At 73.5% G+C, this 21,358-nt stretch carries 16 protein-coding genes and 1 pseudogene; 5 read left to right on the top strand and 12 right to left on the bottom strand.

Annotated elements, in window-relative coordinates; genetic code table 11:
• Positions 1–986: adenosylhomocysteinase (locus ACZ518_RS27885; RefSeq protein WP_469115743.1), on the bottom strand; the 986-nt coding region annotated here is incomplete at its 3' end.
• 343 nt (positions 987–1,329) lie between these two features.
• Between ACZ518_RS27885 and ACZ518_RS27880 the strand changes: the two genes are divergently transcribed.
• Positions 1,330–3,372 carry a fructose-specific PTS transporter subunit EIIC gene (locus tag ACZ518_RS27880; RefSeq protein WP_469115742.1) on the top strand — a complete coding sequence of 681 codons (2,043 nt, stop codon included), beginning with the start codon at positions 1,330–1,332 and terminating at the stop codon, positions 3,370–3,372.
• Positions 3,373–3,615: 243 nt separating this feature from the next.
• Here ACZ518_RS27880 and ACZ518_RS27875 read toward each other — a convergent pair whose 3' ends face one another.
• The 6 genes from ACZ518_RS27875 to ACZ518_RS27850 all read right to left on the bottom strand — a co-directional run bounded on the left by ACZ518_RS27875 (position 3,616) and on the right by ACZ518_RS27850 (position 9,411).
• Positions 3,616–4,551, bottom strand: a complete 936-nt coding sequence (locus ACZ518_RS27875) for a cation diffusion facilitator family transporter (protein WP_469115741.1) — start codon at positions 4,549–4,551, stop codon at positions 3,616–3,618.
• 74 nt (positions 4,552–4,625) lie between these two features.
• Positions 4,626–5,783 (bottom strand): mannose-6-phosphate isomerase, class I, encoded by a 1,158-nt coding sequence (gene manA / locus ACZ518_RS27870; protein ID WP_469115740.1) that lies wholly within the window; start codon positions 5,781–5,783, stop codon positions 4,626–4,628.
• Positions 5,784–5,831: 48 nt separating this feature from the next.
• Positions 5,832–6,965, bottom strand: coding sequence for an SIS domain-containing protein (locus tag ACZ518_RS27865; RefSeq protein WP_469115739.1), 1,134 nt, complete (start codon positions 6,963–6,965; stop codon positions 5,832–5,834).
• 59 nt (positions 6,966–7,024) lie between these two features.
• Positions 7,025–7,210: a Trm112 family protein gene (locus ACZ518_RS27860; protein WP_469115738.1), complete on the bottom strand. Its 186-nt coding sequence runs from the start codon at positions 7,208–7,210 to the stop codon at positions 7,025–7,027.
• A 332-nt stretch (positions 7,211–7,542) separates the two neighbouring features.
• Positions 7,543–8,913 (bottom strand): phosphomannomutase/phosphoglucomutase, encoded by a 1,371-nt coding sequence (locus tag ACZ518_RS27855; protein ID WP_469115737.1) that lies wholly within the window; start codon positions 8,911–8,913, stop codon positions 7,543–7,545.
• 78 nt (positions 8,914–8,991) lie between these two features.
• Positions 8,992–9,411 carry a DUF3499 domain-containing protein gene (locus ACZ518_RS27850; RefSeq protein WP_469115736.1) on the bottom strand — a complete coding sequence of 140 codons (420 nt, stop codon included), beginning with the start codon at positions 9,409–9,411 and terminating at the stop codon, positions 8,992–8,994.
• A gap of 178 nt (positions 9,412–9,589) precedes the next feature.
• On the opposite strand from ACZ518_RS27850, the gene ACZ518_RS27845 reads away from it, so the two are divergent.
• Positions 9,590–10,066, top strand: coding sequence for a metallopeptidase family protein (locus ACZ518_RS27845; RefSeq protein WP_469115735.1), 477 nt, complete (start codon positions 9,590–9,592; stop codon positions 10,064–10,066).
• A 33-nt stretch (positions 10,067–10,099) separates the two neighbouring features.
• On the opposite strand, the gene ACZ518_RS27840 is transcribed toward ACZ518_RS27845, so the two are convergent.
• The 3 genes from ACZ518_RS27840 to ACZ518_RS27830 all read right to left on the bottom strand — a co-directional run bounded on the left by ACZ518_RS27840 (position 10,100) and on the right by ACZ518_RS27830 (position 15,659).
• Positions 10,100–11,581, bottom strand: coding sequence for a DUF5719 family protein (locus tag ACZ518_RS27840; RefSeq protein WP_469115734.1), 1,482 nt, complete (start codon positions 11,579–11,581; stop codon positions 10,100–10,102).
• Positions 11,578–15,153: a glycosyltransferase family 2 protein gene (locus ACZ518_RS27835; protein ID WP_469115733.1), complete on the bottom strand. Its 3,576-nt coding sequence runs from the start codon at positions 15,151–15,153 to the stop codon at positions 11,578–11,580. Before ACZ518_RS27835 ends, ACZ518_RS27840 begins: the two co-directional genes overlap by 4 nt.
• A 242-nt stretch (positions 15,154–15,395) precedes the next feature.
• Positions 15,396–15,659 (bottom strand): WhiB family transcriptional regulator, encoded by a 264-nt coding sequence (locus tag ACZ518_RS27830; RefSeq protein ID WP_003983763.1) that lies wholly within the window; start codon positions 15,657–15,659, stop codon positions 15,396–15,398.
• A 643-nt stretch (positions 15,660–16,302) separates the two neighbouring features.
• Here ACZ518_RS27830 and ACZ518_RS27825 point away from each other — a divergent pair.
• The 3 genes from ACZ518_RS27825 to ACZ518_RS27815 are packed head-to-tail and all read left to right on the top strand — an operon-like array spanning position 16,303 to position 19,158.
• Entirely contained in the window at positions 16,303–16,893 is a 591-nt protein-coding gene (locus ACZ518_RS27825; protein ID WP_469115732.1) for a cysteine dioxygenase, read from the top strand.
• A gap of 13 nt (positions 16,894–16,906) precedes the next feature.
• Positions 16,907–17,866 (top strand): 2-phospho-L-lactate transferase, encoded by a 960-nt coding sequence (gene cofD / locus ACZ518_RS27820; RefSeq protein WP_469115731.1) that lies wholly within the window; start codon positions 16,907–16,909, stop codon positions 17,864–17,866.
• Positions 17,863–19,158, top strand: a complete 1,296-nt coding sequence (locus ACZ518_RS27815) for a coenzyme F420-0:L-glutamate ligase (RefSeq protein ID WP_469115730.1) — start codon at positions 17,863–17,865, stop codon at positions 19,156–19,158. Before cofD ends, ACZ518_RS27815 begins: the two co-directional genes overlap by 4 nt.
• A 13-nt stretch (positions 19,159–19,171) precedes the next feature.
• Here the strand turns inward: ACZ518_RS27815 and ACZ518_RS27810 are convergent, their stop codons facing one another.
• Together ACZ518_RS27810 and ACZ518_RS27805 are read right to left on the bottom strand one after the other, a co-directional pair.
• Positions 19,172–20,179: a DNA-3-methyladenine glycosylase family protein gene (locus ACZ518_RS27810; protein ID WP_469115729.1), complete on the bottom strand. Its 1,008-nt coding sequence runs from the start codon at positions 20,177–20,179 to the stop codon at positions 19,172–19,174.
• Between the two features lie 493 nt (positions 20,180–20,672).
• A pseudogene (locus ACZ518_RS27805) lies at positions 20,673–21,166 on the bottom strand (NUDIX hydrolase).
• Between the last annotated feature and the right edge of the window lie 192 nt (positions 21,167–21,358).

The following is a 21,358-nucleotide window of genomic DNA, read 5'->3' as shown; positions in this document are numbered from 1 at the left end:
GCCATGATGATGTCCTTGTTGCCCGTCGTCGTGATGAAGATGTCCGCGATCTCCACCACGTCGTCGAGGGTGGCGACCTGGTAGCCGTCCATCGCGGCCTGCAGCGCGCAGATCGGGTCGATCTCGGTGACGATGACACGGGCACCCTGGCCGCGCAGCGACTCCGCACAGCCCTTGCCGACGTCGCCGTAACCGCACACGACCGCGACCTTGCCGCCGATCAGCACGTCGGTGGCGCGGTTGATGCCGTCGATCAGCGAGTGGCGGCAGCCGTACTTGTTGTCGAACTTCGACTTCGTCACCGCGTCGTTCACGTTGATCGCCGGGAAGAGCAGGGTGCCCTCGGCCATCATCTCGTAGAGGCGGTGGACACCGGTGGTGGTCTCCTCGGTGACGCCGCGGATCTCGGACGCGAGCTGCGTCCACTTCTGCGGGGCCTCGCCCAGGGTGCGGTTGAGGAGCGTGAGGATGTGGCCGTACTCCTCGGAGTCCGCGGTGGACGGGTCCGGAGCCGCGCCGGCCTTCTCGAACTCGACGCCCTTGTGGACGAGGAGGGTGGCGTCACCACCGTCGTCGAGGATCATGTTCGGGCCGCCGGTGGGGGTGTTCGGCCAGGTCAGCGCCTGCTCCGTGCACCACCAGTACTCCTCCAGGGTCTCGCCCTTCCAGGCGAAGACCGGAACACCCTGCGGGTTCTCCGGGGTGCCGTTCGGGCCGACGGCGATGGCGGCGGCCGCGTGGTCCTGGGTGGAGAAGATGTTGCAGGAGGCCCAGCGGACGTCGGCGCCGAGGGCGACGAGGGTCTCGATCAGGACGGCCGTCTGCACGGTCATGTGCAGGGAGCCGGTGATGCGGGCGCCGGCCAGCGGCTGCGCCTCGGCGTACTCCTTGCGGATCGACATCAGACCCGGCATCTCGTGCTCGGCCAGGGTGATCTCCTTGCGGCCGAAGGCGGCAAGGGAAAGGTCGGCGACCTTGAAGTCCATGGGTGCTGCTCCTCATGGTTCGAGAGGTGGGTACGGCTGGGCCGTGCACGGGGCTGGCCGGTGCACTGAGCACAGTCCGCCGCGGGGCCCTCTCTCCCCTCGGCCGGTCACGAGGACCGCCCGACCGCCATCAGCAGCGACGCCTGACACTGATGACGAATCTACACCGATCGGCGCAGCGGACCCCAGTGGGGACGGGAACAAGTCGCGCTTCGATTTCAGGCCGTCCGGCGGGATGTTCGGGGCCTTTCGGACTTTTGATCCGCCCCTTATCTGTTGCAGGATGCCGGTGGATCGGTTCGTGCTCGCGATCTCGCGGACCCCTGGCGTGAAGGAGATTCAAGTGACCAGTCCAGCCGGCCCTCCCGGTGACCGTGCGAGCGGGCGGAAGCGCCTGAGGCTGCTCGCCGTCACGGCGTGCCCCACGGGGATCGCGCACACCTACATGGCCGCCGAGAAGCTGACGCAGGCCGCCGCCGAGCTCGGCGTGGACATCAAGGTGGAGACCCAGGGCTCGATCGGGGCCGAGAACGTGTTCTCTGACAACGATGTCAGAGAGGCGGACGGGATCATCATCGCCGCCGACAAGGAGGTCGACCGCGAGCGCTTCGCCGGCAAGCGGGTGCTGTCCACCGGGGTCGCCGACGGCATCCACAGGCCGAAGGAGCTGATCGAGGGGGTGCAGAGCGCGCCGGTCCAGACGGGCACGGCCCCGGCGGGCGGCGGCGCGGGCGGCGGCGGCAAGGAGCGGAGCCTCGCGTACAAGGCGCTGATGAACGGCGTCTCGTACATGATCCCCTTCGTGGTGGTCGGCGGTCTGCTGATCGCCATCGCGCTGGCGCTGGGCGGCCACGCCACGGCCGAGGGGTACGCGGTCACGCCGGGCACCTTCTGGGACCACGTGTTCCAGATCGGCGTCCTGGGCTTCACGCTGATGATCCCGATCCTGTCCGGCTACATCGCGTACGCCATCGGCGACCGGCCGGCACTGGTCCCCGGCATGATCGGCGGCTTCATCGCGAACACCGGGGCGCTGTACGACTCGAAGTCGGGCGCCGGCTTCATCGGCGCGATCGTGACGGGCTTCCTGGCGGGCTATCTGGTCCTGTGGATCAAGAAGGTCAAGGTCCCCAAGGTCGTCCAGCCGATCATGCCGATCATCGTGATCCCGATCGTGGCCACGACGGCGCTGGGCCTCTTCTTCATCTACGTCATCGGCAAGCCGATCTCCTGGGTGTTCGAGAGCCTGACCTCCTGGCTGTCGGGCATGACCGGCACCAGCGCGATCCTGCTCGGCGCGCTGCTCGGCCTGATGATCGCCTTCGACATGGGCGGTCCGGTCAACAAGACGGCGTTCCTCTTCGGTACGGGTCTCATCGCCTCCGGGAACTACGCGGTCATGGGCATGTGCGCGGCGGCCATCCCGGTGATGCCGCTCGGCCAGGGCCTGGCGACGGTGCTGCGCCGCAAGCTGTACTCGGAGCAGGAGCGCGACACGGGCATGGCCGCGCTGTTCATGGGCGTGTTCGGCATCTCGGAGGGCGCGATCCCGTTCGCGGCGGCGCGGCCGGCGATCGTGATCCCGGCGAACATGCTGGGCGGCGCGGTGGCGGGTGCGGTCGCCGGTGTGGCGGGCGTGGGCGACCACGTGCCGCACGGCGGGCCGATCGTGGCCGCGCTGGGTGCGATCAGCGGCTGGGCGTGGTTCCTGATCGCGATCGCCACCGGCACGGTGGTGACCGCGCTGACGACGAACGCGCTGATCGAGATCAAGGCGCGCCGGGGCGGGAAGGCCGTGCCCGCCGGGGCCGCGGCGCCGGAGCCGGTGCTCGCCGGCGTGGGCGCCGGAGCCGGGGCCGGGGCCGCCGGGACGGCCGTGCGGACGCACCCGGAGCCGGCGCCCGCCTCCGCCGCGGCGGACGCCGAGCCGGAGGTGCTGTCGGGGTACCTGACCGCGCGGACGGTCAGGACGGAGCTGGTCTCGGACACCAAGGAGGCCGCGATCCGCGAGATGGCGGAGATGCTGGCGGCCACCGGGAACGTGCGGGACGTGGACGAGCTCGTACGGGTGGCCCTCGCCCGGGAGGCCCAGGGCACGACGGGACTCGGCGAGTCGATCGCGATCCCGCACGCCAAGACGGACGCGGTGGCCCGCCCCACGGTCGGCTTCGCCCGGTCCTCGGAGGGCATCGAGTGGGGCGCGCTGGACGGTACGAAGGCCCGCCTGGTCTTCATGATCGCGGTGCCGGAGGCCGCCGCGGGCGACGAGCACCTGCGGATCCTGGCGCTGCTGTCGCGGAAGCTGATGGACGCGGACTTCCGTGAGCGGCTCCGGACCGCGCCGGACGGGCCGGCCGTACTGGAGGTGCTGAGCGAGATCCGGTAGGGGGTGTCTGACGGAGGTCCGTGGGGAAGGAGCGGTGTCCGGTGCGTGCTCTCGGCGTGCCGGCCGGATGCCCGCGTACTGGACGTACGTGGGCTTTCGGCCGGTGCGGCGAGAGTGCGTGCCGGGCATCGCGACGCCGCGGACCTCCGTCAGACACCCCCTAGCCCCGGACCGTACCCCGTACGGGCGAAGGCCCCCGCAGCCGGTGAGCTGCGGGGGCCTTCGCGGGCGTGCGGGGGGCGGTCAGCGGCCGTCGGCCTTGGCGGCCTCGGGGTTGTAGATGTCCGGCTCCAGGTAGATCACGCGGGCGATCGGGACGGAGGCGCGGATGCGGGCCTCGGCGGCGTTGATGGCGTTGGCCACCTCGGTCGCGGTGTCGTCGTGCTGGACGGCGATCTTGGCGGCGACGAGGAGTTCCTCGGGGCCCAGGTGCAGGGTGCGCATGTGGATGACACGGGTGACGGTGTCCCCGTCGACGAGCGCGGCCTTGATCTTCTCGACCTCGGCGGTGCCGGCGGCCTCGCCGAGCAGCAGGGACTTGGTCTCCAGGGCGAGGACGACGGCGATGACGATCAGCAGGACGCCGATGCAGAGGGTGCCGATGCCGTCCCAGACGCCGTTGCCGGTGAGCAGGGCCAGGCCGACGCCGCCGAGGGCGAGGACGAGGCCGACGAGCGCGCCGAGGTCCTCCAGGAGGACGACGGGCAGCTCGGGGGCCTTGGCGCTCTTGATGAACTGCTTCCAGCTCTGGCTGCCGCGGCTCTCGTTGGACTCCTTGATCGCGGTGCGGAAGGAGAAGCCCTCGGCGACGATGGCGAAGAGGAGGACGCCGACGGGCCAGTACCAGGCCTCGATCTCGTGCGGGTCGTGGATCTTCTCGTAGCCCTCGTAGATGGCGAACATGCCGCCGACGGTGAAGAGCACGATGGAGACCAGGAAGGCGTAGATGTAGCGCTCGCGCCCGTACCCGAAGGGGTGCTGGGGGGTCGCCTCGCGCTGTGCCTTCTTCCCGCCGAGTAGCAGCAGGCCCTGGTTTCCGGAGTCGGCGACCGAGTGGACGCTTTCCGCGAGCATCGACGAGGAGCCGCTGAAGAGGAATGCCACGAACTTGGCTACAGCGATGGCGAGGTTGGCGGCGAGTGCCGCCACGATCGCCTTGGTACCGCCCGACGCGCTCATGGGTGCTGGGTTTCCTTCCTGGCCACTGACTACGGCCGCACATTGTTGCAGCTGCGGGTGCGGCCGACGCTACGTCAGAGGACCACGGTGGCCCGGAAGACAGTGCCCGTACCGGACAGTTCGGTCTTTTCGCCCGCGGGGACGAAGACCGACTCGCCGGGGGCGAGGGCCAGTTCGCCGACGCGGGGGGCGCCTGCGGTGCAGAGCAGGATCTGCGGGGTGCCGTCGGGGAGGGTGCGGGGGGCTCCGCCCGGGGCCAGGACGTGGCGGGAGAGCCGGAATTCGTCGATGGGGGTCTCGTAGACCTCCTCGCCGTCGCCCTCGGGGCGCAGGACGCCCGGGGTGCTCGGCTCGAAGATGACGACCTTGAGCAGCTCGGGGACGTCCACGTGCTTGGGCGTCAGCCCGCAGCGCAGCACGTTGTCCGAGTTGGCCATGAGCTCGACGCCGAGGCCGTCGAGGTAGGCGTGCGGGATGCCGGCGCCGAGGAACATGGCCTCGCCGGGCTGGAGCCGGACGTGGTTGAGGAGCATCGCCGCGATGACGCCGGGGTCGCCCGGGTAGTCGTGGACGAGCCCCGCGTAGGCCTCGTACGGGCCCCCGAGGCGCTCGGCGGCGGCCGCGGCCTCCGCGACCGTACGGGCCATCTCCTCGCGGTCGGCGGTGAGGACGGCGGTCAGGACCTCGCGCAGGGCCGCCTCTTCGGGGTGGGCGCGCAGCAGGTCCACGTACGGCTTGAGGGAGTCGACGCCGAGGCCTTCGAGGAGGTCCGCGGCCTCCATCGGCGGGCGGAAGCCGCACAGGCCGTCGAAGGGGGTGAGCGCGCAGATCAGCTCGGGCTTGTGGTTGGCGTCCTTGTAGTTGCGGTGGCCCGCGTCGATCGGGACGCCGCGGCGCTCCTCGTCCTCGAACCCGGCCCGGGCCTGGGCGAGGTCGGGGTGGACCTGGAGGGAGAGGGGGGCGCCGGCGGCGAGGATCTTCAGGAGGAAGGGCAGGCGGGGGCCGAACTTGGCGACGGCGGCGGCACCGAGCTCGCCCTCCGGGTCGGCGGCGATGACGGCCGCCAGGGTGGTCTCGCCGGCTCCGCGGTCGAGGCGGGAGGGGGCACCGGGGTGGGCCCCCATCCACATCTCGGCCTGCGGCTCACCGGTCGGCTCGACCCCGAGGAGGGCCGGGATCGCGCTGGTGGACCCCCACGCGTAGGGGCGGATCGTGTTGGTGAGGCGGTCCATCGTCGTCGTCTTCCTGGATCTGGATGTGGTGCGGGCACGGGTGTGTGCCTAGCTGTGTCCCCGGGCCGCCAGCGCCAGGTAGGCGGTGGCGAAGTCCGTGACGGCGAGGAGTTCGGCGAGCTGTTCGAGGTCGCCGCCCTCCTCCGGTTCGAGCTCGCTGATGGCCGTGTCGTGGCTGAGGGCGAGCTCGCGCGCGGCCGGGGCGGCGGTGAGCCCGCCGGCCGGCCGGTCGCGCAGCAGGACGATGCGGGCGCGCAGGGCCTGGGGCTCCTCGACGCGGTCCCGGAAGAAGTCGTCGGGGTCGGCTCCGGCGGCGAAGGACCCGGCGAGCAGCACCCCGTGGGCGGGCAGCGCCTCGGGGAGGGTCGCGCAGAGCGCGGGGCGCCCGGCCAGTTCGGCGAGGGTGGCGGCGAACCGGCGGCCGACGGGGCCGGCGCCCTCGCCCTCGCTCCAGATCAACGGGAGCGAGTCGGCCAGCTCGGCGGCGAGGGTCTTGGCCGGGTTGGAGTACGTGGTGATGGCCGGGCCGCAGCGCTCGGCGGTGCGGTCGAGCCGGTCGGCGACGCGCTGGAGGGCGTCGGGGGCGGCACTGATCAGGCCGACCTTGTCGAGGAGGACCAGCAGCGGGGTCAGCAGGGCCCAGAGGGCACCGGGACCGGCCGCGGCGGACTCGTCGTACTCCTGGTACGGGGCCTTGGCCATCGGTACGAGGACCCCGTGCGCGCCGTCCACCGCCTCGCTCAGCGGTGAGCGCTCGGGGGCGACGGCGACCACGGCGCAGCCGCGCCGGTAGGCCTGCTCGGCGAGGACCGCCAGGCCGGGCTCGGTGCCGTCGGTGGTGGCGATGAGCAGCAGGTCCACGGGGCCGGCCCAGCCGGGCAGGGCCCAGCGCAGTGCCCCGGCGGCGTGCGCGACGCCGGTGGGGTGCAGGCGGGTGACCGGGGCGGAGGCTCCGGCGAGGGCGCCGAGCAGGTCGGCGACGCCGGTGGCCGCGGTGCCGGACCCGGCGATCAGGACGGCGCGGGGGCGCCCGTCGGGGCGCAGGTCCGCGAGGCCGGCCTCGGTGGCGTGCCGGGCCGCGGTGCGCACTCTGGCCCCGGCCTCGGCGGCACCGCGGAGCAGGCCGCGGCGGTCGGCACGGGCGAGATCGTCCGGTGCGTCGAGGAGTGACTCGTCGAGCATGGGGGCCTCCGGCGGTGTTGACGGATCCAGGCTGGTCGAGCGGCGGGGAACGGGGCCGGTCAGGCGGGGCGGCGGGCCTCGTCCACGAGGAGCACCGGGATGCCGTCGCGGACCGGGTACGCGAGACCGCAGTCCTGGCCGGTGCAGATCAGCTCGGGGGTGGTCTCGTCCGCCGACTCGTCCCGGAGGGGGGCGTGGCAGGCGGGGCAGGCGAGGATCTCCAGCAGGCCGGCTTCGAGCGGCATGGGCGGTTCCCTTCGGGGATGCGGATCGCTTATCGCGGATTGGGCGAGGTCAGCGTACCGCCGAGTCACTGGGCGTGCGGCCTGAAGGGTGTCGGGCTGGGCCCGCCGTCCCGGGTTGCCCTGCCGGCGGGGTGCACGGTTTCTGGTGCGGCGCCTCCCCCGGACTCCGTCCGGGGGGACCCCGAGGGGGCTCTGCCCCCGGGCCCCCGCGCCTCGAACGCCGCGGGGCTGGATCGGCCGGCCCGGCCGGATGTACCGGCCCGGCCGGAATCGTTGCCGGCGCGGGGAACGGGGGCGGTGCCCCCGGACCCCTCTCGAACGCCGGCCGGGCGTCAGGCGCGGACGAGGGCGAGGACCTCGTCGCGGATCTTGGCCAGGGTGGCCTCGTCGCGGGCCTCCACGTTGAGGCGCAGGAGCGGCTCGGTGTTGGAGGGGCGGAGGTTGAACCACCAGTCGGCGGCGGAGACCGTGAGGCCGTCCAGCTCGTCGAAGGTGATGCCGTCCTGGCCGGCGTAGGCGGCCTTGACCTCGGCGGTGCGGGCGGCCTGGTCGGCGACGGTGGAGTTGATCTCGCCGGAGCCGACGTAGCGGTCGTACTCGGCGACGAGGGCGGAGAGGGTGCCCTCCTGGCCGCCGAGGGCGGCGAGGACGTGGAGCGCGGCGAGCATGCCGGTGTCCGCGTTCCAGAAGTCCTTGAAGTAGTAGTGCGCGGAGTGCTCGCCGCCGAAGATGGCGCCGGTGGTGGCCATCTCCTGCTTGATGAACGAGTGGCCGACGCGGGTGCGGACCGGGGTGCCGCCGTTCTCCTTGACGACCTCCGGCACGGACCAGGAGGTGATCAGGTTGTGGATGATCGTGCCGGTGCCGCCGTTGCGGGCCAGCTCGCGGGCCGCGACCAGGGCCGTGATGGCGGACGGGGAGACGCCCTCGCCGCGCTCGTCGACGACGAAGCAGCGGTCGGCGTCGCCGTCGAAGGCGAGGCCCAGGTCGGCGCCCTCGGCGAGCACGCGGGCCTGGAGGTCGACGATGTTCTTCGGGTCGAGGGGGTTGGCCTCGTGGTTCGGGAAGGTCCCGTCCAGCTCGAAGTACATGGGGACGAGGTCCAGCGGGAGGCCCTCGAAGACGGTGGGGACGGTGTGGCCGCCCATGCCGTTGCCCGCGTCGACGACCACCTTCAGCGGGCGGATGGCGGTCAGGTCGACCAGGCCCTTGAGGTGCTCGGCGTAGCCGGTGAGGGTGTCCTGCTCGGTGATGGTGCCCGGGACGGTGCCGGCGGGGATCTCCGGGGCGCCCTCGTCGGTCCACTTCTCGGCGAGCTCGCGGATGGTGGCGAGGCCGGTGTCCTGGCCCACGGGCGCGGCGCCGGCGCGGCACAGCTTGATGCCGTTGTACTGGGCCGGGTTGTGCGAGGCGGTGAACATGGCGCCGGGCAGGTCCAGCTTGCCGGAGGCGTAGTACAGCTGGTCGGTGGAGCACAGGCCGATCAGGGTGACGTCGACGCCGCGGGCGGCCGCGCCCCGGGCGAAGGCGGCGGACAGGCCGGGCGAGGAGGGCCGCATGTCGTGACCGACCACGATCGCCGTGGCGCCGGTGACCTCGACGAACGCAGCACCGAACAGTTCTGCCAGGGGCTCGTCCCACTCGTCGGGTACGACGCCACGTACGTCGTACGCCTTGACGATGTTCGAAAGATCTGCGGCCACTGCCTGCCCTCCTGAAGGTTCTGTGCGGTGGAGCAAACCTACCTTGTACGCAGAGCGGCTTTTCAGACGATCCGTGCGTCAGGAATCGGGCGAACGCAGGACGCGCAGGTGTCCGCGGCGCGTCTCGCCGGCCACGGGGGCACCCGGTCCGGACCCGCCGGCCCCGGCCGCGCGCTCGGGCGGACGGGCCGCCTCGCGGACGGCGTTGGCCAGGGCTTCGAGGTCGTCGCCGCTGGGGCGGGACGGCCCGGAACCGTCCGACAGGCGCACGACTTCCCAGCCGCGCGGGGCGGTCAGGCGCTCGGAGTGCTCGGCGCACAGGTCATAGCAGTGGGGTTCGGCGTAGGTGGCGAGCGGGCCGAGAACTGCGGTCGAGTCGGCGTAGACGTACGTCAGTGTGGCGACGGCAGGGCGGCCGCACGCGGTGCGCGAACAGCGACGTACAAGGCTCACGACGTTGGACGGTACCGCACTCTTGACCGGGCCGCGACGACTCACCCCGGGCCGCTCCCCCGTGTCGTACTCCCGCCCGTGCTCCGCTGCGGGTGACGAAGAGGGGCAACGGGTCGGTAATGCGGCCCGATCTTGGCCGGATCGTTCGGGCGGTGACACCGACGTGACACCAGGTCGTGACCGTATCGGGTCCTGGCCGGCGCGTGAGGGCTACCCTGCGGGGGTGACGGACAGTTCGCTTCCCCCCCGCCCGGCGGTTCCCGCCTCGGCCCCCTCCGAGCCGCGGCAGCGGCGGCGCGACCGGCACGGCCGGGGGATGCGCGGGCCGCTGGCCCCGCCGCAGGTGCCGCTGGCCGCGAGCCGGGCGGAGCTGTTCGGGGACCTCGTACGGGATTCCGTGGAGCGGCTGGAGCGGCGCTGGACGCAGCTGGCCGAGGTGGAGTTCGTGATCGCGGACGTGCCGGGTCCGCCGGGCGGCCCCGACGCGGGCTGGAACGACGAGGCGGTGCCGCTGGGCGGGCTGGTGGAGGCCCGGGACGGGAAGCCGGCGCGGATCGTGGTGTTCCGGCGGCCGGTGGAGATCCGGGCGAAGACGCGGGACGAGCGGGCGCTGCTGGTGCACGAGATCGTGGTGGAGCAGGTCGCGGAGCTGCTCGGGCTGTCGCCGGAGACGGTGGACCCCCGGTACGGGCAGGACTGACGCGCCCGTACCGGGGGTGCCGGGCCCGCGGGCTCAGCGCAGCAGGATCGAGGGGTCCTCGGCGGCCTTGGGGACCGAGACCGTGGAGCGGTCGTCGCCGAAGGCCTGGACGGTGAACATCGGGACCCCGTCGTGCGGCAGGGTCAGGGTGCGGGCCGCGTGGACGGGGCCGCCGGACAGGGTCTCGACGGTCAGGGCGTACGGGCCCTTGCCGCCGGAGGGGGCCGGCGGCGGGGTCACCGCGCGGGTGGTGCCGGCCTTGAGGGTGATCTCCTGGGCGGCGGGCTGCCCGCCCTCGGTGCCCGGGGAGGCGGTGACGCGGACCTTCGCGTCGGCGCCGGAGGCCGTGAGGGTGAGGACGGTGCTCCTGTCGTCGGCCCGGTTGTCGGTGACGGTGGCCCGCTCGCCGACGGGGGTGCTCGCGGGGACGAAGCCCAGGTCCTGTTTGGCGGCGGTGCCGCGGACCACGCGCAGGGCGGCGACGACGGGTACGGCCTTCTCCGGGTCGGCGGGGGCCAGCAGCAGGGAGCCGGCCTCGCCCCGGGTCACGTCGCCGAGGTCCAGGACCGCGGTCATGCCGCCCTTGAGGTGGAGGCGCTCCTTGCCGGCCGGGCTGATGGTGCCGGTCGGGCCGGACAGCTTCACGGTGAGGTCGGCGTCGTCCTCGCCGGGGGCGAAGGCGACCAGCCGTACGGAGGTGGCGTCGGCCGGGATGCCGGGCAGGACGAGGGTGTCCGCCGGGCCCGCGGAGGCGGGGAGCCAGTCGGTGCCGGTGCCGTCCTCGGCGACGTGGGTGGATGCGCCGACCCGGCCGGAGCGCGCCGTGACGTGCGCGGTGGCGTCCGCGAGCTGGCTGTCGGGGGCCAGCTGGGACAGCGACACCTTGGTGGTGGACCGGGGGGCGACCTCGTAGACGGGGTCGGGGGTGCCCGGCTTGTCCTTGAGCAGGCCGTCGGGGCCGTGGAGCTTGACGGCCACCTCGGCGACGGTGTCGTCGGGGTTGGTGAGGTGGACGTAGTCCTGGCGGCCCTTGGCGGTGCTGACGCCGGGGAACCAGAAGTCGGTGCCGGGCGCGGTGCAGGCCAGCCCGAGCAGGCCGCGCGCGTGGCCGACGGAGACCTTGGTGGTCTGCTGGGCGGTCCAGCCGGGGGCCAGGGCGCCCTCGGCTGCGCCCGTCAGCGCCGGTGCCTCCGCGCCGGAGGCGGTGGCCGAGACGGGCTTGCCGGGCTCCTTGGGCTCCAGGACCGCCTTGCCGTCCTTGTCGGCCAGCCGGGCCGTGCCGGCGCCGCCGCCCTCGCCGGGGGTGAGGGAGGTGTACGTCGTCTCGGCGATGTCGGAGGAGCTGGGCGCGGGGCACACCAGCACGGACCGCTCCACCGGCATCCGGGCGGCGGCCGCCCGCCCGGCGGCGGCGCCGGCCGGGGTGGCGGCGGGGGCCGTGAGGAAGGCCAGCCCGGTGGCGGCGGCCAGCGCCGCCGTCACGGCCGCGAGCGTCAGGGGGGCGCGCTGCTTCACTGCTGGTGGCTCCCGTCCGGACGCGGGTGGTGCTGTCCGTAGGCGTCGTACCGCTGCTCGTACTCGTGGGCGGGGGGCTGCTGTTGCTGCGGGAAGTGCGGCTGTGCCCCGGGGTGGGGGTACTGCCCGGGGTACTGCCCGTAGGCGTCGTGGGCGGGCTCCGGCTGGTGCGGCCGCTGCGCCTCGTACGGGTAGGGCTCCTGGTAGGCGTACGACTCCTCGCCGTAGACCTGCTGCGCGGGGATCTGCGCGTACGGGTCGACGACGGCCTCGGCGGGCACCGGCTCGGGGTCGGGCGCGGCGGCCGTGCCGGTCCGGCGGCGGCGGCCGTGGCCGGGCTCGCCGGGGCGGTCCCCGGGGGCGGCGCCGGGCGCGGTCTCCTCGGGCAGGTCGTCGTCGAGGCGGGCGCGGCGGCCGGGCAGGGCCATCACGAGCAGCAGCAGGACGAGGGAGCCCTGTGCCCAGTGCCAGGCGATGCGGGGGAAGGAGTCCTGGTGGACCAGGTCGAGGTGGCCGGCGTCGGTGGGCAGTGCGAAGCCCTGCGCCCAGCCGTCGACCGTCCTGGGGGTGAGGGGCTCGCCGTCGAGGGTGGCCCGCCAGCCCGCGTCGGCCCGGTCGGCGATGCGCAGGGTGCGGCCTTCGGGGCCGGCCGGGAGGTCGGCGTGGACCTCGACGGGACCGGCTTCGACGGTGAGGGTGGCGGTCTGGCCCTGTCGGGCGGGGACGATCGCGACGCGGGAGGTCAGCCGTTCGACCTCCCACAGGGCGGTGCCATCGTTCTGGTGGCGCTGTTTGAGGCCGGGGGTGCCGTCGAGGATGCGGCGCATGGGGGCGGAGCCGCCGGCCGGGGTCATCACGTAGCGCACGGCGAAGGCGCTGAGCTGCTCGGACTGGTTGGCCCCGGAGCCGGAGACCAGGCCGGAGACGGCTTTGGCGAGGCGGGGTTCGGGGCCGGCGGCGGCGAGGAGCTCGCCGTCGCCGAGGCGGGCGCCGGAGCCGCGGACCAGGGCGTAGGAGACGGTGGCGGGCGAGTCTCCGCCGAGGACCAGGGTGCGGGTGCGGTTGGTGTCGTTGGAGTGCTCGGCGACGACGGCCGGGACCTGGACGGGGTCGCGCCGCTTGATCGGTCCGTCGGCGCCGGCCGCCGCCCAGGCGGCGGCGAGGAGCAGCGGGCCGGCCGCGGCGGCGAGGGCGGTCAGGGCGGCGAGCGGCTGGCGCCAGCCGAAGCTGCGGGCGGCGACGCGGTACTTGGCGCCGTCCGCGCCGAGCACGGCGGCCGCGAGCAGCCCGAGCCCGTACAGGAGGGTGCCGGGGCCGCCCCAGCCGGAGCGGTTGAGGAGGACGGCCAGGAGCAGTCCGGCGAGGGCCGCGGTCCAGGCGGTGCGGACGGCGAACCGCCGGTCGGCGCGGAGCAGGGCGGCGAGGGCGGCGAGCAGCACGCCGGTGAGGAGCAGCCGGCCGGTGGTGCCGGGTCCGCCGGGGTCGGCGGTGAGGAGGCCGAGGGGGGTGGCGGAGCCGGTGCCGTAGGGCAGTCCGGCCTCGCGCAGGAAGCGGCCGGGGTGGCTGAGCAGGCCGAGGGACCAGGGCGCGAGGACGGCCAGGGGGACGGCGAGGGTGGCGAGCAGGCGGGGGGCGTACGTCTTCCAGTGCGCGCGGCGTGCGAGGACCGCGGCGGTGCCGAGGACGGCGGCGAGGGGCCACACGACGGGGGTGAAGGCGGTGGCCAGGGTGAGCAGGAGGGTGTACGTCCACACCGCGCGGCGGCCGCCGCCCGGCTCGGCGCCGGTGAAGCCGTGGGCGGTGGCGGCGGAGCGGGCGATGGGCGGCAGGAGCACGGCGAGGACGGCGGTGCCGAGGCGGCCGCCGGCGAGGGCGCCGGTGACGGCGGGGAGGAAGGCGTAGCCGACGGCGGCCCAGGCGCGCAGCAGCCGGGAGGTGACGAGGGGCCGGGAGGCGAAGTAGGCGGTGAGGCCGGCGAGCGGGACCGAGCAGACGAGGAGCAGGGTCAGGGCGGCCTGGGTGGAGCCGAGGAAGAGGGCGGACAGGCCGGCGAGGACCGCCAGGTAGGGGGGTGCGCCGGCGGTGGTGCCGGTGCCGACGCTCTGCCAGTCGCCGGTGTAGGTGTGCCAGAGGCCGCCCGCGCCGGAGGGGGCGGGGAGCAGGGCGCCGCCCATGAGGCTGCCGCCGCCGATGAGGGCGCGGCAGGCGACGAGGGAGACCAGGAGGAGGCCGGCGACGAGGGCGGGTGAGGGGTTGCGGGCGATCCGCTTGAGCCGGCCGGGCCGGCTGGTGTCGAGGTAGTCGGCGTCGTCGACGGGGCCGGGTTCTAGGGCGCCGCCGTGCCGGCCGGCGGGGGCGGGGTCGCTGTCGCGTCCGGAGCCGAGGTAGGCGGCGAGCTGTTCGGCGCTCGCGCGCAGGGTGGCGCCGGGCGGGGGGAAGAGGGTGCGGAGTTCGGCGGCGGCGACCGCGGGGCGGCGGCGGGCCTTGCGGGCGGTGAGGATCCGGCCGGGGCGCAGCAGGGTTACGAGGAGTCCGGTGAGTTCGTCGACGGCCTGGCCGGGGGCTTTGCCGACGAGGTAGCCGAGGGTGCGCAGCAGGGTGCCGAGGACCAGGCGCAGCAGTACGTAGGGCAGGGCGCGGCCGGGGGTGTTGGCCAGCATGGTGTGGACGGCGCCGGCCTTGTCGACGCGGTGGGGGCTGACGGCGGAGCGGCCGGCGCAGTCGACGGTGCGGCGTTCGCGGGCGGCGGCTTCGGCGTGCCGCAGGACGGCGTCGGGGGCGACGAGGACGGTGTGGCCTGCGCTGTGGGCGCGCCAGCAGAGGTCGACGTCGTCGCGCATCAGGGGCAGTCGGCGGTCGAAGCCGCCGAGGGCGTCGTACACGTCGCGGCGTACGAGCATGCCCGCGGTGGAGACGGAGAGGACGGGGCGGACCTGGTCGTGCTGGCCCTGGTCCTGTTCGCGGCGGTCGAGGCCGGTCCAGCGGCGGCCGCTGCGGGCGATGGTGACGCCGGCTTCGAGGAGCTGCTTGCGGTCGTACCAGCCGCGGAGTTTGGGGCCGATGACGGCGGCGTCGGGGTTGCCGTCGGCGACGCGCAGCAGTTCGGTGAGGGCGTCGGGTTCGGGTGCGCTGTCGTCGTGGAGCAGCCAGAGCCACTGGACGGGTTCGCCGTGGGGGAAGTCGGGGAGGTCGTAGGCGTCGTCGCGCCAGGTGCGGCTGACGGGGTCCCATCCGCTGGGGCGCTTGAGGTAGGGGAGTTCCTCGGGGGTGAGGGTGCCGGCGCTGCGGGCGGCCTCGTCGACGGCGGCGCCGAATCCGGTGCGGCGGGCGAGGTGCAGGACGCGGTCGTCGCCGAGGGCTTCGGTGAGGAGGCGGGCGGAGTCGTCGGCGCTGCCGGTGTCGGCGGCGAGGTGGTTCTGCGCGGGGCGTTCCTGGGCGAGGAGTCCTGCGAGGGTCTCGGGCAGCCAGCGGGCTCCGTCGTGGGCGACGAGGACCGCGGTGACGACGTGCCGGGGGAACTCGGGGGTGGCGGCCGCCTGCTGGGAGGCCTGCGAGCTGCTGTGCGGGGACATCGCGGTACGGGCCCTCCGGCCTGGGGATCCGGGGGTGTTGTGCCCTCGGAGGCTGCTGGACAGCGCCCCACACTAACGGCTGGGAAGGGGAGGGTACGCCGCGTCGGGAGAAGGTCCGGAACGCGACGGTCCGCCTCCTGCGGGGAAGGTGCGGGAGGCGGACCGTTTGCTCAGTCTGTCGTTGTTTCCGTTGCTTTCGTTGGTGCTCCGGGACCGTTTCGGATCGCCGGTCGCCGCCGCTCTCAGACCGCGGCCTTTTTCAGCCGCCGCCGCTCGCGCTCGGACAGCCCGCCCCAGATGCCGAATCGCTCGTCGTTGGCGAGGGCGTACTCAAGGCATTCGGAGCGGACCTCGCAGGCGAGGCAGACCTTCTTGGCTTCGCGGGTGGAGCCGCCCTTCTCGGGAAAGAAGGATTCGGGGTCGGTCTGCGCGCACAGTGCGCGCTCCTGCCAACCGAGCTCCTCGTCCGCCTCTTCGACCAGCAGTTCCTGAAACAGCTCGGTCATGTGCGCCCCTCGCTCTGTCTGTGCGTCCCCGTGATGTTGCCGTTACTGATCGCCGAGCAACGACACGAGTGAAATTACAAGTGTGTGGCTCCTGTGCAGTCAAGCCGAGATCTGCTATTGGGGCCCTTATTCACTCTGCGGAACCAAGCGTATACAGAAAGTGTTCATATCGCCAAAAATCGTGACACAAGCCACAGGCTGTCCGCGACTGCCACCCTCGTTCGAGGTCGACGCGTCACCCCGAGGAGGGGTTGCGATTCGGCCGAAGATGCAGCCGAGATCACATTCCGATCACGAGTGACGCCAACGGGTTTGAGGTCGGTTCCCGCGGCTTGGAGCGGCACATCCCCTGGCCGTGAATGCACAAACCTTTCTCCGCGCACAGCAACCGGATGAGGTGAAACTTTTCCCTCAAACCGGACATTGGGTTGACAGTCCGGCCCTCCGCCCGGTCTCCTTGTCCTCATGTCAGCGCCCGCAGCCGCCACCCGGACCCCCATTCGTGGGTTCCTGTGCGCTGCCCAGGTTCGCTGTTGCTGTTGCAGCTGTTGATGCCTCCGGAGCCCCTGGCTCCGCCGAGCTCCGGCCACTCCCCCACAGCAACCGCCCCGCACGACTGACACCCGTCGAGGACACCCCCACGATGAACAGCGCCCCCGCAGCTTCCGCCGTCCCCACCGCTCCCACCGCTCCCGCGACCACCCCGGCCGCCGCCCCGGCCCCGGCCGCCGCCGCAGAGGCCGTCATCGAGAGCGACCTCCAGATCGCCGGCGACATCCTCGCCGTCCAGCACCTCCTCCAGCCCGCCCGCGAACACCCCGTCACCGTCGCCGAGTTCGCCGGCCTCGCCCGTTCCATCGCCGAGGACCGCGCCGACTGGGAACACCTCGTCCAGTACGACGCCACCACCCGCTGGTACCACCGCCTGCGCACCGGCCCCGGCTACGAGGTCTGGCTGCTCAGCTGGGTCCCCGGCCAGGGCAGCGGCCTCCACGACCACGGCAGCTCCTCCGGCATCCTGACCGTCCTCGACGGCGAGCTCACCGAGCACACCCCCCGCGGCCGGCTCAGCCACCGCGCCGGCTCCCAGCGCGTCTTCGCCCCCGGCTACGCCCACGAGGTCGTCAACGACACCCTCGAAGGAGCGGTCAGCCTGCACGTCTACTTCCCCGGCCTGACCCAGATGCCGATGCACAGCTGCTCCCCGGCCCGCGAGGAGCACGTACCCGCCTGACACACTGCGGTGCATGCGCATTGTTGTTCTGGCCGGCGGCATCGGCGGCGCCCGTTTCCTCCGCGGACTCAAGTCCGCCGTCCCCGACGCGGACATCACGGTCATCGGCAACACCGGTGACGACATCCACCTCTTCGGGCTGAAGGTGTGCCCCGATCTGGACACGGTGATGTACACCCTCGGCGGTGGCATCAACGAGGACCAGGGCTGGGGCCGCACCGACGAGTCCTTCACCGTCAAGGAAGAACTCGCGGCGTACGGGGTCGGACCCTCCTGGTTCGGCCTCGGCGACCGCGACTTCGCCACCCACATCGTCCGCACCCAGATGATCGGCGCCGGCTACCCGCTCAGCGCCGTCACCGAAGCCCTCTGCGACCGCTGGCAGCCCGGCGTCCGGCTGCTCCCCATGTCCGACGACCGCGTCGAGACCCACGTGGCGGTCACCGACCCGGAGACCGGCGAGCGCCGCGTCATCCACTTCCAGGAGTACTGGGTCAAGCTCCGCGCCTCCCTCGACGCCGAAGCCGTCGTCCCCGTCGGCGCCGAACAGTCCAAGCCCGCCCCCGGAGTGCTCGACGCCATCGCCGGCGCCGACGTCATCCTCTTCCCGCCGTCCAACCCCGTCGTCTCCATCGGCACCATCCTGGCCGTCCCCGGCATCCGCGAGGCGCTCACCGCCTCCCCGGCACCCGTCGTCGGCCTCTCCCCCATCGTCGGCGGAGCACCCGTTCGGGGCATGGCCGACAAGGTCCTCGCCGCCGTCGGCGTCGAATCCACCGCCGCGGCCGTCGCCCGGCACTACGGCTCCGGCCTCCTCGACGGCTGGCTCGTCGACACCTCCGACGCCGACGCCGTCACCGAGGTCGAAGCCGCCGGCATCCCCTGCCGGGCCGTCCCGCTGATGATGACCGACACCGACACCACCGCCGCCATGGCCCGCGCCGCACTGGAACTCGCGGAGGCCGCCCGGTGACCGTCCCCTCCTACGAGGTACGGGCCGTCCCCGGCATCCCGGAGGTCCGGCCCGGGGACGACCTGGCCCGCCTCATCACCGACGCGGAGCCCGGCCTGCGCGACGGAGACGTCCTGCTCGTCACCTCGAAGATCGTCTCCAAGGCCGAGGGGCGCATCGTCCGCGCCGACTCCCGCGAGGACGCCATAGACGCCGAGACCGTACGGGTCGTCGCGCGCCGCGGCACGCTGCGGATCGTCGAGGACCGGCGGGGACTGGTCATGGCAGCGGCCGGCGTCGACGCCTCCAACACCGAACCCGGCACCGTACTGCTGCTGCCCGAGGACCCCGACGCCTCGGCCGCCGCGATCCGCGCCGGACTGCGGGCCGCGCTCGGCGTCGACGTCGGCGTCATCGTCACCGACACCTTCGGCCGGCCCTGGCGCTCCGGGCTGACCGACGTCGCCATCGGCTCCGCCGGCGTGCGCGTACTGGACGACCTGCGCGGCGGCACCGACGCCCACGGCAACCCGCTCAGCGCGACGATAGTGGCGACGGCCGACGAGCTCGCCGCCGCCGGTGACCTGGTCAAGGGAAAGGCCGCCGGGCTGCCCGTGGCCGTCGTGCGCGGGCTCGGACACGTACTCGGCGACGGCTCCACGGCCGCCGACCTGGTCCGCGCGCCCGCCGACGACATGTTCCGCCTGGGCACCTCGGAAGCCGTACGGGAAGCCGTCACCCAGCGCCGCACCGTACGCCACTTCACCGACGACCCCGTCGACCCCGGCGCCGTACGCCGCGCCGTGGCCGCCGCCGTCACCGCCCCGGCACCGCACCACACCACGCCGTGGCGGTTCGTCCTGCTGGAGTCGGCCGCGGCCCGCCTCGAACTGCTCGACGCGATGCGGGACGCCTGGATCGCCGACCTGCGGCGCGACGGCAAGTCCGAGGAGTCCATCACCAAGCGGGTGCGGCGCGGCGACGTCCTGCGGAACGCCCCCTACCTGGTCGTGCCGTGCATGGTGACGGACGGCGCGCACGACTACGGGCACGCCCGGCGGGACGCCGCCGAACGGGAGATGTTCGTCGTCGCCATGGGCGCGGGCGTGCAGAACTTCCTCGTCGCCCTGGCCGGGGAACGGCTCGGCTCCGCGTGGGTGTCCTCGACGATGTTCTGCCGGGACGTGGTCCGCAAGGTGCTCGCGCTGCCCGACCACTGGGACCCGATGGGTGCCGTCGCCGTCGGCCACCCGGCGGCGCCCGCCGCCGAACGGCCGGCGCGGACGCCGGACGCGTTCATCGAGGTGCGGTAGGGATACCGGCTGCCTACAGCCTGCCGATGTCGCTGCGCGGCATCCGGGGCGTGCGGCGGGGTGGGGTACGGCCCGCCAGCAGCACGAGCCGGGCCGCGCGGTGGCGCTGCCCCTCGTACGGGGCCAGCAGCTCCAGCATCCGGGCGTCGTCGGCGTCCCGCTCACCCGCGAGGGCGAAGCCGATGATGCCGGGCAGGTGCAGATCGCCGGTGGTCACCGCGTCGGGTGCGCCGTTGCTGCGCTGGAGGGTCTCGGCGGAGGTCCACGGGCCGATGCCCGGCACCGCCTCCAGCCGGGCGGCGGCCGGCCCCAGCTCCATCACGGCCGCCTCCTCCAGCCGGGCGGCCACCCGGGCGGCGCGCACGATCGTGCCCGAACGCTTCATGTCCACCCCGGCCCGGTGCCAGTCCCAGGAGGGGATCAGCGCCCAGTCCCGGGCGGCGGGCATCACGTACAGCTCCCCTCCCATCGGCCCGGGCGCGGGCTCCCCGTACTGGCGGACGAGCCGCCGCCAGGCGCGGTACGCCTCGTCCGCGGTGACCTTCTGCTCCAGGACGGTCGGGATCAGCGACTCCAGCACCAGCCCGGTACGGGTCAGCCGCAGCCCCGGCCGACGGCGGTGGCTGGCGTGCACCAGCCGGTGCCGGGGTACGAAAGCGGCCGGATCGTCGCCGGCTCCGAGCAGCGCGGGCAGGTTGTCGAGCACCCACTCCCGCCCCGCCCCCCACGCCTCGGCCTCCACCCCGCCGGGCCCGGCGGCGACCCGCAGCGTGGCGGGGCCGCCGGGGGTACGGGTGGCACGCCAGACGGAACCGTCGGGGGTGGTCCGGAACGTCGGATCCCCGGGCCCCCGGCGGAGCGGGCCGAGCACCAGCCCGAGGTCCACGGGTGCTCCGGGGTCCCAGCTGCGGGTCTTCCCGCCGCCGCCTGCGGGCCGCCCCTGCCCCACGGGCACGGCGGCATGACCACCGCGAACGGTGGTGCGGGTGGAGGGGGTGGAGGGGGTGAACCGGCCGGCCATGCGTCGAGCGTAGCCCGGCGGGGGCGGGGGCCGGTCCCGCGCGGCTGGGGCCGGCTATCTCCCCCTTGAGGGGTGGGGGCGGGGCGGTGTTTGCCGACCCGCCTCCCCGGGTGCGGGGCGGTGGGGGTGGGGAGCGGTGTCCCCTGGGGCGGTCTCATGGCCGGTTCGGGGGTTTCCCGTCAGTCCCATCGTCCTTCCGGTTCGGGCCGGTCCCTCAAGGGCGCTCCCTTCGGTCGCGTCGCTACGCGATGGCCTTCGGCCACCCTTGACCGACCGACCCGCCCCGGAAAGCCGAAAGACTGCCGGGAAACCCCCAAAAGAACGGCACGGTCCAGAGGAGAAGGGACGGCCGTGTCAGGGACCAGGCGAGGGGCCGGGCGCCGGCCCGCCGGGCATCCGGGCCCTCAAGAGTCGAGATTCCGGGCCGGGGCGCGACTAAGCGGACGAGAGGCTGATGAAAGCGACCTCCGGCGCCCCCAGGCGCGTCAGATCGCTACGCGCTCCTCTGATCTTGGCGTCGGACGGCGGTCTGGGGCTGGTCTGTGAGCAGTTGACGTCTGTCATGGCTTCGCACGTGGGGGCTGTTGCCGTCGAGGGCGTCCAGGAGCCGGATGGCGTAGACCTCGGACATGCGCTCGGCCACCTCATCGGGTGTGAGCCACTGGACTGCCGTGCTTTCGCCAGAGAGGCGTTCTGTGCCACCGGAAGGCTTGCAACGGAAGCCCAGTGCCACCACTCCTGCCGTGATGTTCTTGTACACACCGGTGAGCCGGTCTACCTCGACGAGGATGCCGGTTCCTCCAGCACTTCCCGCCGCACGCCGTCCTCAGGGGATTCCGCCGGCTCCAGCACGCCGCCCGGCAGCTCCCACGTCCCGTTGTCGGCTCGGCGGATGGCCAGCAGCCGGCCGTCATCACGCACCACTACCCCGGCGACCGACACGGAATGGCGTGGCGTTGACCTGCCCGGCGGGACGCTGTTACTCATGTAGAGGCAAGGCCGTCCCCCGGTACTTGCAGATCGCCGTCACCACGAGCAGCGGTGCGGCCCTCTCTCGGCCGAATCCCAACGTGCAGCCCGTCAGGTTTTCGCCATCTGACAGTCCATCAACGGACTCCCAAGCACGCCTGGGCGGACTGTCCAGTCACCAATTGATGTTCTTGCCGGCCAAGACGGTCG

It is taken from the genome of Streptomyces sp. NPDC033966 (assembly GCF_055575955.1).
This window is presented reverse-complemented; position numbering and strand designations above follow the sequence as displayed.